Consider the following 15,872-nt stretch of genomic DNA (forward strand, 5'->3'; position numbering starts at 1 on the left):
GGTCATGCGCGTCCTGATTATTGAAGATGAAGAGAAAACCGCAGACTACCTGCACCGTGGCCTGACAGAGCAAGGCTACACCGTCGATGTGGCACGCGAAGGCGTCGAGGGCCTGCACCTGGCGCTGGAGAATGAGTACGCGGTGATCGTGCTCGACGTGATGCTCCCCGGCCTGGACGGCTTTGGCGTATTGCGGGCGTTGCGCGCCCGCAAGCAGACGCCGGTGATCATGCTCACCGCCCGCGAGCGCGTGGAGGACCGCATTCGCGGCCTGCGTGAGGGCGCCGATGATTACCTGGGCAAGCCGTTTTCGTTTCTTGAGCTGGTGGCGCGCCTGCAAGCCCTGACCCGCCGCAGCGGAGGCCATGAGCCGGTGCAGGTAACCGTCGCCGACCTGTGGATCGACTTGATCAGCCGCAAGGCCAGTCGCAACGGTGTACGCCTGGACCTGACCGCCAAGGAGTTCTCGCTGCTCAGCGTGTTGGCGCGTCGCCAGGGAGAAATCCTGTCCAAGACCGCGATTGCCGAGATGGTCTGGGACATCAATTTCGACAGCGATGCCAACGTGGTGGAAGTGGCGATCAAGCGCCTGCGCGCCAAGCTCGACGGGCCGTTCGAACACAAGCTGCTGCACACCATTCGTGGCATGGGCTATGTGCTGGAGAACCGCAGTGTCGGCTAACTCCATCGCCCTGCGCCTGAGCGGCATGTTTACCCTGGTGGCGCTGCTGATCTTCGTGTTGATCGGCGGCGCGCTGTACCAGCAGGTGGATCGCGGCCTGGGGTTGTTGCCGGGCGCCGAACTGGATGCGCGCTACAGCGTGCTGGAATCGTCGGTGAACCGCTTCGGCACGCCGGAGCATTGGGTCAAGATAAAGTCCAAGCTCAAGCTGCTGGGCGAAGAAGACAAGCGCATTCGATTCTGGGTGGTCAGCAGCGACCCGAGCTATGAATATGGCGAGCCGGACGCGCAAATCCGCGCCTTTGCACAGGGCCCGACGGGCAAGCGCGACCTGCGCCTGCCCGGCCACGCTTATCCGTTCAAGGTGCTGGTCAGCCAGTTTGCGGCCAAGGACCAGCGCCCGGCGTTGCGCTTTATGATCGCCATCGACACCGAAAACTTCCGCGCCACCCAGCATCATTTGCTGGTGGCGTTGATCAGCCTGGCAATGGTGGGTGTGGTCATGGCCGCGCTGCTGGGTTTCTGGGTTGCGCGCATCGGCTTGAAGCCACTGGAAAAGCTCTCCGACGAAGCGCGCAAACTCGCCCCGCCCAAACTCTCGGGGCGCTTGAAATTGTCACCGCTGCCGCCGGAGTTGAGCCTGTTCGTCAATTCGTTCAATGCCACTCTCGACCGCGTGGAACAAGCCTACTCGCGCCTGGAATCATTCAACGCCGACGTGGCCCATGAACTGCGCTCGCCGCTGACCAACCTGATCGGCCAGACCCAAGTCGCACTGACACGCGGGCGTTCGGCCGAGCACTATTTCGAGGTGTTGCAATCGAACCTGGAAGAGCTGGAACGGCTGCGCTCGATCATCAACGACATGCTGTTCCTCGCCAGCGCCGACCAGGGCAGCAAAGCCACCAAGCTGATCGAATGCTCACTGGCCGATGAAGTGGCCACCACCCTCGACTATCTGGACTTCATCCTCGAAGACGCTCAGGTGCGGGTGCGGGTGCACGGCGACGCCCGGGTGCATATCGAAAAGGCCCACCTGCGGCGTGCGCTGATCAACCTGCTGAGCAATGCCGTGCAACATACCGCGCCCGGACAGGTTATCAACGTGCACATCCAGGTGCAGGGGCAACAGGTAGCGATTGGCGTGACCAACCCGGGCGAGGCGATCGCCAGCGAACACTTGCCACGCCTGTTCGAACGTTTCTACCGGGTGGATGCATCACGCAGCAACAGCGGGGCCAATCACGGGCTGGGGCTGGCGATCGTCAAGGCGATTGCGTTGATGCATGGCGGGGATGTGTTTGTGCGCAGCGAAGGCGGTGGCAATACCTTTGGTATCACCCTTCCGGTCTAAACAACTCGGTCAAAAATGTGGGAGCTGGTTTGCCTGCGATAGCATCACCCCGGTGCGCCTGGCATACCGAGGTGTCTGCATCGCAGGCAAGCCAGCTCCCACAGAAGATCCTATCGCCCACACTGTTGCGATTTGGGCAATAGTTATTATCTTGTTACACTCTGTATCGCACCGCTCGCCTGCGTTACTTTGACGCATCGATGAGCGCGACGGCAAAGGCAGCTGACCCGCTTACCCGAATTTCCCTCGACTTATTTCCAGGGCTCTACACTGGGAATCTGTCTTAAAGCCGCTGACTTCAGCGGCTTTTTTTTGCCGTGAAAAAAGGCCGGGCACACCCCACGACACTGGCCGTTAATGATTGACCAAAGGAGCTCCACCGGTGAAGAACTCGCTGACGTTCACCCCGTTATTCCTCGCAATCGCAGCAACGATCATCCCCCTTGCCCACGCGGCGGACGCCCCGCCCGACGAAGGCTTCGTCGAGGGTTCGCACCTCACGGTCAACACCCGCAACTACTACATGAACCGCGACCGTCGTGACATCCATATCGATGACAGCAAGGAATGGGGCCAGGGCTTTATCGGCACCTTCGAGTCCGGCTACACCCAGGGCACCGTCGGCTTTGGCCTGGACGTCAACGCCATGCTCGGCCTGAAGCTCGACGGCGGCGGCGGCACTGATGGCTCCAGCATCCTTCCCTACGGCAGCGGCAACGGCAAGGCACCGGGTTCGTTTTCCACCGCCGGCGGCACCTTGAAAATGCGTGCCTTCGATACCGAACTGAAAGCCGGCGACCTGTTCCTCAACAACCCGGTGATCGCCGGCGGCATGACGCGCATGTTGCCGCAGACGTTCCGGGGTGTAAGCCTGACCAACCACAGCTTTGACGGCTGGATGATCGAAGGCGGCCAGGCCAGCTTTACCAAGCTCTACAACCAGAGCGGCCATCGGCGCATCGGCACCAGCTACGGTGCATTGCCGGCCAATGCCGACAGCCAGCACCTGGACTGGGCCGGCGTGTCGTTCAGCGGCATTGCCGGGTTGACCAGCAACCTGTACGCCTCCGAACTCAAGGACGTATGGCACCAGTACTACTACGACCTCGAATATACCTACGCCCTCAATGATCTGGTCAGCCTGACCCCCGGCCTGCACTACTACCACACCCAGGACACCGGCCAATCGCTGCTGGGTGATATCGACAACAACACCTACAGCCTGCATTTCACTGTAGGCGTGGGCAACCACAGCGTCACGGCCACCTATCAGCGGGTCAACGGCAACACGCCGTTCGACTACATCACCCAGGGCGACAGCGTGTACCTGGACAACTCCCAGCAGTACTCGGACTTCAACGGCCCCAACGAGCGCTCCTGGAAGCTCAAGTACGCCTACGACTTCGCCGGCCTCGGCCTGCCGGGGCTGACGTCTGCCGTGTCCTACATCAGCGGCAAGACCGACCTGACCAAGGTCGACCCCAACAGTCGTGGCTACAGCAGTTGGTACAGCGCCGACGGCAAGGACGCCAAGCATTGGGAACGGGATATCGACGTGAAATATGTGGTGCAGGGTGGCAAGGCCAAGGACCTGGCCGTGCGCCTGCAATGGGCGACTAATCGAGGAAGCAATGGCTACTCGGCAGTGGATCGGGATGTGGATGAGTACCGTGTGATTGTGGATTACCCCATCAACATCTTCTGACAACGTTCCAAATGTGGGAGGGGGATTGCTCCCACATTTGGGTTCTGCGACCTATTCCAGAGTTGCTACTAAGCTATTGGCATCCTCAAAGCAGAAGTGCGTCCGATGAGCCCAAGCCTTACCCGCCCTGAGCGCCTGCTTATTCTGGGCAGCACGCTGACAGTGTTGCTGATCGTGGGAGTCGTCACGGCGCTGCTGATTCGTGAACACGCCAATACCTTGCAGACGGCCAAGCGCACCGCCAATACCATCACCCAATTGATCGACGCCGACGTGTTGCGCAATGTCGAACTCTACGATGTGGGCCTCAAGGGTTTGATCACCGCTACCGAACGTACTGACCTGCAGGATGTATCCGCGAGTATCCGTCAGTTGGTGCTGTTCGACCGCTCCGCCGCCGCGCCATACAAGGGCGATGTCCTGTTGCTGGATCCCACCGGCGAGGTGATTGCCGACTCGTCACTGCTCACGATCAAGCCCGGCAACTTCGCTGATCGGGACTATTTTCAGGTTCACCGCCAGAATCCGGACGTGGGGTTGTACATCAGCCGTCCGTTCATGGCCCGCTGTGTGTGCGATGACCAATGGCGCATCGCGTTCAGCCGCCGCGTTTCGTCACCGGACGGGCGCTTCCTGGGAGTCGCCGTCGCGTCCATGCGCCTGTCGTACTTCCACCAGCTGTTCACCAGCCTGAATATCGGCAGCAACAGCACGATCAACCTGCTCAACCACCAAGGCATCCTGCTGGCGCAAGAGCCTTTGCTGGAAGCGGATATCATCAATAAGGACCTGAGCCAACGCCCCAACGTCGCACGTATGCTGCGTGAACGGGACGGCAGTTTCCAAAGCATCTCCAGTGTCGACCATCAGGCACGCCTTTACAGTTTCTCCAATGTGGGCAATTTGCCATTGATCGTTGCGGTGGCCCTTTCCAGTGATGAAGTGTTCGCGCCCTGGCGGCGCGCAGCGTGGCTGGTCAGCCTTGCGACGGGGGTGTTATGCGTGGGTCTGTTGTGGCTGACCTGGGCGCTGTGCATGGAATTGCGCCGTCGCCATCGTGCTGAGCAAGTGCTGTCAGAACTGGCAGCCACCGACGCCCTCACCGGCCTGGCCAACCGTCGTACTCTGGACGAGCGTTTGCGTATGGAATGGGACCGTGCGCAGCGCTCAACCGAGCCGCTGACTGTGCTGATGATCGACGTGGACCACTTCAAGGCCTTCAACGACCGCCACGGCCATCAGGGTGGGGATGATGCGTTGCGGGCAGTCGCGCAGGTAATCAACAGCACTATCCGTCGCCCGGCCGACCTGGCCGCGCGTTATGGCGGTGAAGAGTTCGCCGCGGTGCTGCCCCATACCGACGCCAAGGGCGCCTGGGTGATCGCCGAGCGTATCCGCCAGAGCGTTCAGCATTTGCCGCAGGTGGCCGGGGATGATCAGCCGATCACGGTGAGCATCGGCATGAGTACCTGGCACAAGCACAGCCGTATCACCCTTGAGGACTTGCTGCTCAAGGCTGACCAAGCGTTGTATGAGGCCAAGCACAGTGGGCGTAACCGCATTGTGGATGCGGCAACCCTTCCCATATAAAACGCCATAAAAAAAGGCCACCCGAAGGCAGCCTTTAAAAACTAAAGAAAGAGAGTTGTTACTTACACCGCCGCAACGGGACGCATGTAAGAGATCGGTGCGGTGCTGGCATCTTCGAAGGTCACGACTTCCCAAGCGTCTGTCTGCTCAATCAACTTGCGCAGCAACTGGTTGTTAAGGGCGTGGCCCGACTTGAAGCCTTTGAACTCGCCTATCAGGCTATTGCCCAGCAGGTAGAGGTCACCGATTGCATCGAGGATCTTGTGCTTCACGAATTCGTCTTCGTAGCGAAGGCCGTCTTCGTTCAGTACACCATCCGCGTCGACCACAATGGCGTTTTCAACGCTGCCGCCGAGTGCGAGGTTGTGCTTGCGCAGGTACTCGATATCACTCATGAAACCAAAGGTACGGGCGCGGCTGACTTCTTTTACGAACGAAGTGCTGGAAAAATCCACGCTTGCACTTTGGGTGCGGTCACGGAATACCGGGTGATCGAAATCGATCTCAAAGCTCACTTTAAAGCCTTCGAACGGGACGAAGGTGGCGCGCTTGTCGCCGTCTTCTACTGTCACTTCCCGCAGAATGCGAATGAACTTCTTGGCTGCGTCCTGTTCTTCCAGGCCGGCAGATTGAATCAAGAATACGAAGGGTCCAGCGCTGCCATCCATGATCGGGACTTCGGACGCGGAGAGCTCGACGTAGGCGTTATCGATGCCCAGGCCAGCCATGGCCGAGAGCAAGTGCTCCACCGTGTCCACTTTGACGTCACCGTTGACCAGAGTGGTCGACATCGTGGTTTCGCCAACGTTTTCCGCGCGAGCAGGAATCTGCACCACAGGGTCCAGGTCGGCACGAACAAACACGATGCCGGTGTCGACAGGTGCGGGCTTGAGGGTCAGGTATACCTTCTCCCCGGAGTGCAGACCTACACCTGTGGCACGGATAATATTCTTCAGGGTGCGTTGTTTAATCATGGCTTGGACCGCTTCAGCGCAAATTGCGAACTGGTATCAACAAAGGCTGGCGATAATAACAGACCAGACCTTTGCTGAACACCAATCACCTTCATAGCCCTGATACATTCCATTAATCGGCCTGACGACGCAGGAATGCCGGGATGTCCAGGTAGTCCAGATCATCTTGCGGATTCAGGCTACGGGATGCAGCAGCACCGGCCTGGGCCTGGTTGCGCATCACGGTCGGACGGTCCAGATCACGGTAGTTCACCGACGGCAGTTCCTGGCGAGCAGGTGCTGCAGCGGCCGCTGCCTGATTAGCCTGGCTGACCTGGCTGTTGTGCAGGGTGTTGTCGATGACCTTTACAGGCTTCTCGATTTTCGCACCCAGGCCGGTCGCAACCACGGTTACATGCAGTTCATCACGCATATCCGGATCGATAACGGTACCCACCTTGACCATGGCGTGCTCGGACGCGAAGGCTTCGATGATGCTACCCACGTCGGAGTACTCACCCAGGGACAGGTCGGGACCTGCGGTGATGTTCACCAGGATGCCGCGTGCACCTTGCAGGTTCACGTCTTCGAGCAACGGGTTGCGGATGGCCGCTTCGGTCGCTTCGCGTGCACGGTTAGGACCGCTGGCGCAGCCAGTGCCCATCATCGCCATGCCCATTTCGCTCATGACGGTACGAACGTCGGCAAAGTCGACGTTGATCATGCCCGGACGCTTGATGATGTCGGAGATACCGCGAACGGCACCGGCCAGTACATCGTCAGCCTTGGCGAACGCAGACAGCAGGCTTGCGTCCTTGCCCAGGATGGTCAGCAGTTTCTCGTTGGGGATAGTGATCAACGAGTCGACGCTTTCAGACAGCAGACGGATACCTTCGTCGGCGATCTGCATGCGCTTGCGGCCTTCGAACGGGAACGGACGCGTCACGACCGCAACGGTCAGAATCCCCATTTCCTTGGCTACTTCGGCAATGATCGGAGCAGCACCGGTACCGGTACCGCCGCCCATGCCGGTGGTGATGAACACCATGTTGGTGCCTTGCAGCACTTCGGCAATACGCTCGCGGTCTTCCAGAGCGGCTTGACGGCCGACTTCCGGATTGGCGCCAGCGCCGAGGCCCTTGGTCACCGCTGTGCCCAATTGCAGGATGGTCCGCGCGCCGATGCTTTTCAGCGCCTGGGCATCAGTGTTGGCGCAGATGAATTCAACGCCTTCAATGTTGCTCTTGACCATGTGGTTGACAGCGTTGCCGCCGCCACCGCCGACACCGATTACTTTGATAACCGGGCTAGCGGGGATGTTGTCTACGAGTTCAAACATGTTCCCTCTCCTTTCGTTTTCTCTAGTTTTTTCGCCTACTGCTTACTGCGGGTGCTGCGGTGTCGCGGTAAATCTTTAGAAATTGCCTTTGACCCAAGCCTGCAACCGCTCGAACAACGGCGCTTTGGCTTCGTCGTCACTGCGGTAGCTGTCGCGGATGCTCGGGCCCGACAAGGAAATGCCATCGGTCTGCTTTTGCAGCCCGTACAACAGCAAGCCCACACCGGTGGAATAAATCGGGTTGCGCACGACGTCGCCCAGGCCTTTCACGCCATGGGGCACGCCCAGGCGCACAGGCATGTGGAAGATCTCTTCGGCCAGTTCGACCGCGCCTTCCATTTTCGAGGTGCCACCGGTCAGCACGATGCCGGCCGGGATCAAATCTTCGTAGCCGCTGCGACGCAGTTCGGCCTGGATCAGGGTGAACAGTTCGTCGTAGCGCGGCTCGACCACTTCGGCCAGAGCCTGGCGCGACAGTTCGCGCGGTGGACGGTCGCCCACGCTTGGCACCTTGATGGTCTCGCCGGCACCGGCAAGTTTGGCCAGGGCGCAGGCGTAGCGGATCTTGATTTCTTCGGCGTACTGGGTCGGTGTACGCAACGCCATGGCGATGTCGTTGGTGACCTGGTCGCCGGCAATCGGGATCACCGCGGTGTGACGGATCGCACCCTCGGTGAAGATCGCGATGTCGGTGGTGCCGCCGCCGATGTCCACCAGGCACACGCCCAGCTCTTTTTCGTCGTCGGTGAGTACCGAGTAGGCCGAAGCCAACTGTTCGAGAATGATGTCGTCGATTTCCAGGCCGCAACGGCGCACGCATTTTTCAATGTTCTGTGCGGCGTTGACGGCGCAGGTCACCACATGGACCTTGGCTTCCAGACGTACGCCCGACATGCCGAGGGGCTCGCGCACGCCTTCCTGGTTATCGATCACGTAGTCCTGCGGCAGGGTGTGCAGCACGCGCTGGTCAGCCGGGATCGCCACGGCCTGGGCGGCGTCGAGGACGCGCTCAAGGTCGGCCGAGCTGACTTCACGGTCGCGGATCGCCACGATGCCATGGGAATTCAGGCTGCGGATATGGTTGCCGGCCACGCCGACGAACGCCGAGTGAATCCGGCAACCGGCCATCAGCTGCGCTTCTTCGATGGCGCGCTGGATCGATTGCACGGTGGACTCGATGTTCACCACCACGCCCTTCTTCAGGCCCCGGGACGGATGCGTGCCAATACCGACGATTTCGATCGCGCCGTCTTCCCCAACCTCGCCCACCAGCGCCACCACCTTGGAGGTGCCGATATCGAGACCGACGATCATTTTGCCGCTTTGCACGTTTGCCATGGGTCCTGCCTCTTCTTAATTCTTCGCGACAGCGGGTTGTGCTGCCGTGGGCGCGGCCGGTGCACGCCAGCCGACGGCCAGGCCGTTGGCGTAACGCAGGTCGACGCTCGCAATGTTCGTAATCTGTTCTTTCAAGGTTTTTTCATAGATGGCAATAAAGCGGCGCATCTTTTCCACCAAGCGGTCGCGTCCCAGCAACAACTCGATGCCCTGGCCGGAACTGCCTGCCCCGGTTGTCAAAAACCAGCTGCCCCGTTCACGCAGTTCCAGGCGTGCAATGGAGAAGCCCAGTGGCCGCAGCATCTGGCTCAAGGCCTGGTACTGCTGCATCACTTGCTGCTGCGCCCGCTGCGGCCCGAACAGCTGCGGCAGGTGCTCATAGTTGGCCAGCTCACGCGGGGTGAACGCCTGGCCCTGGTTGTTCAACAGCGCTTCATCACCCCAACGGGCCACGGGCAGTTGTTCTTCCAGGCGGATCGTGACCTGGTCGGGCCATACGCGGCGCACTTCGGCGTGGGCGATCCACGGCATCTGTTCCAGCTCCGAGCGCATACCGGCCAGGTCGATGGTAAAGAAGCTCGCGGCCAGGTACGGGCCGATGCGCTGCTGTACCGCCTGCTGGCTGATGTAGCTCAAGTCGCCCTGCACGCTGATCTTGGTGATCGGCCGGTCGGCATACGGCAGCAGGCGTTGCGCGCCTTCGTAGGTACCGAACCCCAGCACCACCAGCAATACCGGCCAGAACAGCGCCTTGATAAAACCAAAGTTGGCTTTGGGCAGGCGCGCCGACATCGGCTCTTTGGCCACCATGCGGCTGGCACCCCGTGGCACCGGCTTGCGGCTCGGTGCTTGTGGGGGCTGATGACGAAGCGATGCGCCTTTCATGTCTTAGCCTCGTGACTCGATACTTGCCGCCAGGATCGCCAGCACCAACTGCTGAAAATCCAGGCCGGCTGCGCGAGCGGCCATCGGCACCAGGCTGTGGTCGGTCATCCCCGGTGCGGTGTTGACTTCAAGGAACCAGAAATTCCCTTGGTCATCCTGCATCACGTCTGCCCGCGCCCAACCGGCGATACCCAACGCCTCACAGGCTTTCGCCGTGAGGTCCATCAATTGCTGTTCCTTGGTTGCTTCGAGGCCACATGGGATCCGGTACTGGGTATCGGAAGCCAGGTACTTGGCGTCGTAGTCATAAAAGGTGTGGGGCGTGCCCAAAGCGATGGGCGGCAATACCTGGCCACGCAGGGTGGCGATGGTGTACTCGGGACCGGAAATCCACTGTTCCACCAACACTTGCGAATCGTAGGTACTTGCCGCTTTCCATGCGTCGATCAATTCGGCGGCCGAGTTCACTTTAGCCATGCCGATACTGGAGCCTTCATGGGCTGGTTTGACGATCAAAGGCAGGCCCAGTTCCTTGGCCGCAGAAATACAATCGTCTTCGCTGCACAGCACGGCGTGACGCGGGGTCGGAATACCCAGGCTGTGCCACACCTGCTTGGTGCGCAATTTGTCCATCGCCAGCGCGGAAGCGAGGATACCGCTACCGGTGTAGGGGATGCCGGCACATTCGAGCAGGCCTTGCATGCTGCCGTCTTCACCGCCACGACCATGGAGGATGATGAAGGCGCGGTCGATCTTCTCGGCTTGCAGACGGGCGAGGAAGTCATCGCCGACGTCGATGCCAAAGGCGTTCACACCGGCACTTTGCAGCGCCTGGAGCACGGCATTGCCGGACTTGAGCGACACTTCGCGCTCAGCGCTCTTGCCGCCGAACAGCACAGCGACGCGACCGAAATCGGCAGGCGCGACAGTGGAAAACAGGGAGCCGTAGTCAGTGATCATTTCGACGCCCCCTTTGCCACGGCTGCAAACAGCGGGCTCGCCAGCAACTTGGGCGCAAGGCCACCGATATCACCGGCACCCTGGCACAGCAGGATGTCGCCGGCGCGCAGCAACGGCTTGACGATAGGGGCCAGGTCGACGCCACGCTCGATGTAGATCGGGTCCAGTTGGCCACGCTGGCGGATGCTGTTGCACAGCTTGCGGCTGTCAGCGCCCGGGATCGGTTCTTCACCGGCCGGGTAAACCTCCATCAGCAGCAGCACGTTGGCATCGGCCAGTACATTGACGAAATCGTCGTACAGGTCGCGGGTACGGCTGTAGCGGTGCGGCTGGTAAACCATCACCAGGCGGCGCTCCGGCCAGCCGCCGCGCACGGCCTTGATCACAGCGGCAACTTCGGTCGGGTGGTGACCGTAGTCGTCCACCAGCATGACGTCACCGCCTTCAACCGGCAACTGGCCGTAGACCTGGAAGCGACGGCCGACACCGGCAAAGCGCGACAGCCCTTCGACGATGGCTTCATCGCTGACGCCCTCATCGGTGGCGATGCAGATGGTCGCCAGGGAGTTCAGCACGTTGTGGTTGCCCGGCATGTTCACCGAGACATCCAGCGGTTCGCGGTCGGGACGCAGCACGGTGAAGAAGGTTTGCATGCCTTCCTGGCGTACATTGATTGCGCGCACATCGGCGTCTTCGCTGAAGCCGTAGGTCACGGTCGGACGCTTGACCTGCGGCAGGATTTCACGCACCACCGGATCGTCCAGGCACACCACCGCCAGACCGTAGAACGGCAGGTTGTGCAGGAAGTCGACGAAGGTTTTCTTCAGTTTATTGAAGTCACCGTCGTAGGTCGCCATGTGGTCTTCGTCGATGTTGGTGACGACGGCGACCAGCGGTTGCAGGTGCAGGAAGCTCGCATCGCTTTCATCGGCTTCGGCGATCAGATAGCGGCTGGTGCCGAGTTGGGCATTGGTGCCGGCTGCATTCAGGCGGCCACCGATGACGAACGTCGGGTCCAGGCCACCGGCGGCGAACACCGAAGCGATCAGGCTGGTGGTGGTGGTCTTGCCATGGGTACCGGCGACGGCGATGCCGTGGCGATAGCGCATCAGTTCGGCGAGCATCTCGGCACGCGGCACCACCGGGATACGGCGTTCAAGGGCGGTGGCCACTTCCGGGTTGGACGTGTTCACGGCACTGGACACCACCAGCACGTCGGCCTCGGCGGCGTTCTCGGCACGGTGGCCGATAAAGATCTGCGCACCGAAGGACTTCAGACGCTCGGTGACCGGCGACTCTTTCAAGTCCGAGCCGGACACCTGGTAGCCCAGGTTCAGCAGTACTTCGGCGATGCCGCACATGCCCACACCACCGATACCGACGAAGTGAATGCGACGGATGCGGCGCATCTCGGGTTGCGGCATGGCTTTCTGATTCTCAACCATGGGCCACCTCCAGGCAGATATCGACCACGGTGCGGGTTGCTTCAGGTTTGGCCAGGCGGCTTGCGGTGCTCGCCATGCTGTTGAGTCGTTCCGGTTGCATCAAAACCTCGGTCAGGCGTGCGGCCAAATCGGCGGCGCCAGTCGTTCTTTGCGGCAGCAGGAAGGCAGCGCCCTCCCCGGCCAAATATTCGGCGTTGCGGGTCTGGTGATCGTCGATCGCATGGGGCAAAGGCACCAGCAACGACGGCAGACCGGCAGCGGCCAGTTCACTGACGGTCAGCGCACCAGCGCGGCAGACCACCAGGTCGGCCCAGCCATAGGCTTGGGCCATGTCTTTGATGAAGGGCTGTACATTGGCCTCCACACCGGCCTCGCGATAACGCGTGGCGGTGACTTCATCATGGTTCTTGCCGGCCTGGTGGAAGATCTCCGGGCGCAGAGTCTCAGGAAGTTGCGCAACGGCTTCAGGCAGCAATTTGTTCAGTGGCTCGGCGCCCAGGCTTCCGCCCAGGATCAGCAGGTGTGCCTTGCGGCCGGCCAGAACGTCACGCGCAATGGCCATGAACAGTTCGGTACGCACCGGATTGCCGGTGGTGCGAAGCTTGTCCGAGGCAGCGAAGGTTTTCGGGAAGGCTTCACACACCCGCGATGCCAACGGCACCAGCAGACGGTTGGCAGTCCCGGCGACGGCGTTCTGTTCGTGCACGATCACCGGTACGCCAGCGAGCTTCGCCGCAACGCCACCAGGGCCGGTCACATAACCACCGAAACCGAGCACGCACACCGGCTTCAGTTCGCGGATGATCCTGCGTGCCTGCATGACCGCCTTGAGCAACACGAACGGCGCCTTGAGCAGAGACAACTTGCTCTTGCCACGCAGGCCGGTGACGTTGATCAAATGCAGGGGCAAACCGGCATTGGGCACCAACTCGTTTTCAATGCCACGGGGCGTACCCAACCAGTGCACGGTATAGCCGCGGTTCTGGAATTCACGGGCGCAAGCCAGGGCCGGGAACACATGCCCCCCGGTGCCGCCGGCCATGATCAGCACGTTAGCGCCCATGGGTCGGCTCCTCGGCGAAGTCGCTTTCGCTGAACTCCATCTCTTCGCTGCCCAAGTGGGTTCGACTCTCCCACTCGATACGCAGCAACAAGCCAAGACAGGCGCAGCAGATCACCAACGAACTGCCACCGTAGCTGAGGAACGGCAAGGTCAGGCCCTTGGTCGGCAGCAGGCCGACGTTCACACCGATGTTGATCAGGAACTGGCCGATCCACAGGAACGCCAGCCCGTAGGCAACGTAGGCGGCAAAGAACTGCTTGGCCTTCTCGGCCCACAGACCGATGTACATGGCGCGTACACAGACGAATACAAACAGGCCGACAGTGCACAGCGAACCCACGACACCCAGCTCTTCGGCCAGTACCGAGAACACGAAGTCGGTGTGGGCTTCGGGCAGGTAGAACTGCTTCTGCACGCTGTTGCCCAGGCCCACGCCCAGCCACTCGCCGCGACCGAAGGCAATCAGCGCCTGGGTCAACTGGTAGCCGGAACCGAACTGATCGGACCAGGGGTCGGTAAAGGTAATCAGACGCGCCATCCGGTAAGGCTGCGCCTGCACCAGAATGGTCACCGCCGCGACTGCCAGCACCACCATCAAGGTGAAGCGGAACAGGCCGACGCCGCCGAGGAACAGCATGGCCGCCGCAGCACCCATCATGACCACGGTGGCACCGAAGTCGGGTTCCATCAGCAATAGCCCGGCCATGGGCAGCAGCACGATGAAGGGTTTGAAGAAGCCCATCCAGCTTTCGCGCACTTCTTTCTGACGGCGTACCAGGTAACCGGCCAGGTAGATCACCACGAACACTTTGGCGATCTCCGAGGGCTGCACGTTGAACGCGCCGAAGCCGATCCAGCGCATCGAACCGTTCACCTCGCGGCCGATGCCGGGCACGATCACCATCACCAGCAAGCCGAACGCGCCGATCAGCATCAGCCAGCCCAGACGCTGCCAGGTGGCGATAGGAATCATCATGGTGACGATGCACGCGCCGAGGCCGATCACCAGATACACCAGGTGACGGATCATCATGTAAAGGGTATTGCCCGACTGCACGGCAGCCACTTCGGAGGAAGCCGAAGTGATCATCACCAGGCCCAGGCCGAGCAGCGCCAGGCACCCGGCGAGCATCGGAAAATCGAGGTCGATGCCGCGCCCGGTAATGATCGGCGACGGGTACGGCTTGATGATGTTTTTCAGGTTGAGGCTCATGCCAAGGCCTCCACGGCGCGGGCGAACAGCTGACCGCGCTCTTCGTAATTCTTGAACATGTCGAAACTGGCGCAGGCCGGCGACAGCAGCACCGCGTCACCCGGCTGGGCCAGGGCTTTGCAGTGGGCAATGGCGTCATCCAGCGAAGTCGCGCGTACTTGCGGCACCGCGTCGCCGAGGGCGGCGGCGATCAGGTCCGAATCGCGACCCATCAGCACCACGGCGCGGCAATGGGCGGCGACCGGATTTGCAAGGTCCTTGAAGTCGGCGCCCTTGCCATCACCACCAGCGATCAGCACCAGCTTGCCGTCGATATCGGCACCCAGGCCCTCGATGGCAGCCAAGGCGGCACCGACGTTGGTGGCCTTGGAGTCGTTGTAGTAGCTCACGCCATTGAGGTCGCGTACCCACTGGCAGCGATGCTCAAGGCCAGCGAACGTACGCAGGCTGGCGAGCATGGCGTCGAATGGCAGGCCAACCGCATGACCGAGCGCCAGTGCAGCCAGGGCATTGGACTGGTTATGTGCGCCACGGATCTTAAGCTCGCGTACCGGCATCAGGTTCTGGAATTCGAAGGCCAGGTACTTCTCGCCGTTCTCTTCGCGAATGCCGAAGCCTTTGAAATCGGGTTTGCCCAGACCGAAAGTCCAGCAAGGCATGCCCTCGCCCATCAGCGGACGGCTCAGGGCATCCTGGCGATTGACTACAAATTGCCTGGCGCCACGGAAGATCCGGTGCTTGGCCAGGTGATAAGCCGGCAGGCCGCTGTAGCGGTCCATATGGTCTTCGCTGACATTCAGCACGGTGGCCACTTCAGCGCCGAGATCGTGGGTGGTTTCCAGCTGGAAGCTCGACAACTCCATCACGTACAACTCGACGTCGTCGCTGAGCAGGTCCAGCGCCGGCACACCAAGATTGCCGCCCACGGCCACGCGCTTGCCGGCCGCAGCCGCCATTTCGCCGACCAGGGTGGTCACGGTGCTCTTCGCATTGGAACCGCTGATGGCCACGATCGGCGCCTTGGCGTTACGCGCAAACAGATCGATATCGCCGGACAACTTGACGCCACGCGCTGCAGCAGCTTGCAGGGCGGGTGTAGCCAGCGCCAGGCCGGGGCTCACGTAGAGCTCATCGGCACGGCACAGAAACTCGACATCCAACTCGCCACAACGCACTTCCACGTGCGGGTAGTCACGGCGCAGCGTGACCAGCTCCGGTGGATTTTCCCGCGTGTCGGCCACGGCAAACGACGTGCCCCGGTTCGCCAGGAAGCGAACCAGGGACATGCCGCTCTTGCCGAGGCCGACAACGATGCGGAAGTGGTCTGAAGCGATCAGGGACACTC

Annotated in this window: 13 protein-coding genes; 4 read left to right on the plus strand and 9 right to left on the minus strand. The window is 61.1% G+C overall.

The features are described from left to right. The first annotated feature begins 4 nt into the window (after positions 1–4). The 4 genes from TK42_RS15190 (at position 5) to TK42_RS15210 (ending at position 5,331) form a co-directional block, all read left to right on the plus strand. Complete coding sequence (locus tag TK42_RS15190; RefSeq protein ID WP_005784958.1) at positions 5–682, plus strand: heavy metal response regulator transcription factor; 678 nt, start codon at positions 5–7, stop codon at positions 680–682. Further along, positions 672–2,036 carry a heavy metal sensor histidine kinase gene (locus TK42_RS15195; RefSeq protein WP_032877717.1) on the plus strand — a complete coding sequence of 455 codons (1,365 nt, stop codon included), beginning with the start codon at positions 672–674 and terminating at the stop codon, positions 2,034–2,036. The genes TK42_RS15190 and TK42_RS15195 overlap by 11 nt, the downstream gene beginning before the upstream one ends. A gap of 382 nt (positions 2,037–2,418) precedes the next feature. Further along, positions 2,419–3,741, plus strand: a complete 1,323-nt coding sequence (locus tag TK42_RS15205; RefSeq protein WP_103734616.1) for an OprD family porin — start codon at positions 2,419–2,421, stop codon at positions 3,739–3,741. A gap of 105 nt (positions 3,742–3,846) precedes the next feature. Then, the gene (locus TK42_RS15210) at positions 3,847–5,331 is read left to right on the plus strand and encodes a diguanylate cyclase (protein ID WP_103734617.1); all 1,485 of its coding nucleotides are present in this window, start codon (positions 3,847–3,849) and stop codon (positions 5,329–5,331) included. A gap of 62 nt (positions 5,332–5,393) precedes the next feature. Here TK42_RS15210 and lpxC read toward each other — a convergent pair whose 3' ends face one another. From lpxC to murD, 9 genes are all read right to left on the minus strand, one after another. Continuing rightward, positions 5,394–6,305: a UDP-3-O-acyl-N-acetylglucosamine deacetylase gene (gene lpxC, locus TK42_RS15215; RefSeq protein ID WP_003171886.1), complete on the minus strand. Its 912-nt coding sequence runs from the start codon at positions 6,303–6,305 to the stop codon at positions 5,394–5,396. Positions 6,306–6,417: 112 nt separating this feature from the next. Next, a complete protein-coding gene (gene ftsZ, locus TK42_RS15220) occupies positions 6,418–7,623 on the minus strand; it encodes a cell division protein FtsZ (protein WP_005784951.1) in 1,206 nt (401 codons plus the stop codon). Between the two features lie 75 nt (positions 7,624–7,698). Continuing rightward, positions 7,699–8,961 carry a cell division protein FtsA gene (gene ftsA, locus TK42_RS15225; protein ID WP_003188682.1) on the minus strand — a complete coding sequence of 421 codons (1,263 nt, stop codon included), beginning with the start codon at positions 8,959–8,961 and terminating at the stop codon, positions 7,699–7,701. 15 nt (positions 8,962–8,976) lie between these two features. Further along, positions 8,977–9,846 (minus strand): cell division protein FtsQ/DivIB, encoded by an 870-nt coding sequence (locus tag TK42_RS15230; protein ID WP_103734618.1) that lies wholly within the window; start codon positions 9,844–9,846, stop codon positions 8,977–8,979. 3 nt (positions 9,847–9,849) lie between these two features. After that, the gene (locus TK42_RS15235; RefSeq protein WP_032877721.1) at positions 9,850–10,806 is read right to left on the minus strand and encodes a D-alanine--D-alanine ligase; all 957 of its coding nucleotides are present in this window, start codon (positions 10,804–10,806) and stop codon (positions 9,850–9,852) included. Continuing rightward, positions 10,803–12,251 (minus strand): UDP-N-acetylmuramate--L-alanine ligase, encoded by a 1,449-nt coding sequence (murC, locus tag TK42_RS15240; RefSeq protein WP_005784945.1) that lies wholly within the window; start codon positions 12,249–12,251, stop codon positions 10,803–10,805. Before murC ends, TK42_RS15235 begins: the two co-directional genes overlap by 4 nt. Continuing rightward, entirely contained in the window at positions 12,244–13,314 is a 1,071-nt protein-coding gene (murG, locus tag TK42_RS15245) for an undecaprenyldiphospho-muramoylpentapeptide beta-N-acetylglucosaminyltransferase (RefSeq protein ID WP_103734619.1), read from the minus strand. Before murG ends, murC begins: the two co-directional genes overlap by 8 nt. Then, entirely contained in the window at positions 13,304–14,527 is a 1,224-nt protein-coding gene (ftsW, locus tag TK42_RS15250; RefSeq protein ID WP_005784942.1) for a putative lipid II flippase FtsW, read from the minus strand. Before ftsW ends, murG begins: the two co-directional genes overlap by 11 nt. Continuing rightward, positions 14,524–15,870: a UDP-N-acetylmuramoyl-L-alanine--D-glutamate ligase gene (murD, locus tag TK42_RS15255; RefSeq protein ID WP_005784940.1), complete on the minus strand. Its 1,347-nt coding sequence runs from the start codon at positions 15,868–15,870 to the stop codon at positions 14,524–14,526. The genes ftsW and murD overlap by 4 nt, the downstream gene beginning before the upstream one ends. Positions 15,871–15,872: the final 2 nt, after the last annotated feature.

Source organism: Pseudomonas sp. GZJR-8 (genome assembly GCF_002916705.1).
GTDB lineage: Bacteria > Pseudomonadota > Gammaproteobacteria > Pseudomonadales > Pseudomonadaceae > Aquipseudomonas > Aquipseudomonas synxantha_A.

Excerpts from the sequence above, each read along its gene's own strand:
- TK42_RS15190 (WP_005784958.1), top strand. The coding sequence starts at position 5 with ATGCGCGTCCTGATTATTGAAGATGAAGAGAAAACCGCAGACTACCTG.
- TK42_RS15210 (WP_103734617.1), top strand. The coding sequence starts at position 3,847 with ATGAGCCCAAGCCTTACCCGCCCTGAGCGCCTGCTTATTCTGGGCAGC.
- lpxC (WP_003171886.1), bottom strand. The coding sequence starts at position 6,305 with ATGATTAAACAACGCACCCTGAAGAATATTATCCGTGCCACAGGTGTA.
- ftsZ (WP_005784951.1), bottom strand. The coding sequence starts at position 7,623 with ATGTTTGAACTCGTAGACAACATCCCCGCTAGCCCGGTTATCAAAGTA.
- ftsA (WP_003188682.1), bottom strand. The coding sequence starts at position 8,961 with ATGGCAAACGTGCAAAGCGGCAAAATGATCGTCGGTCTCGATATCGGC.
- TK42_RS15230 (WP_103734618.1), bottom strand. The coding sequence starts at position 9,846 with ATGAAAGGCGCATCGCTTCGTCATCAGCCCCCACAAGCACCGAGCCGC.
- TK42_RS15235 (WP_032877721.1), bottom strand. The coding sequence starts at position 10,806 with ATGATCACTGACTACGGCTCCCTGTTTTCCACTGTCGCGCCTGCCGAT.
- murC (WP_005784945.1), bottom strand. The coding sequence starts at position 12,251 with ATGGTTGAGAATCAGAAAGCCATGCCGCAACCCGAGATGCGCCGCATC.
- murG (WP_103734619.1), bottom strand. The coding sequence starts at position 13,314 with ATGGGCGCTAACGTGCTGATCATGGCCGGCGGCACCGGGGGGCATGTG.
- ftsW (WP_005784942.1), bottom strand. The coding sequence starts at position 14,527 with ATGAGCCTCAACCTGAAAAACATCATCAAGCCGTACCCGTCGCCGATC.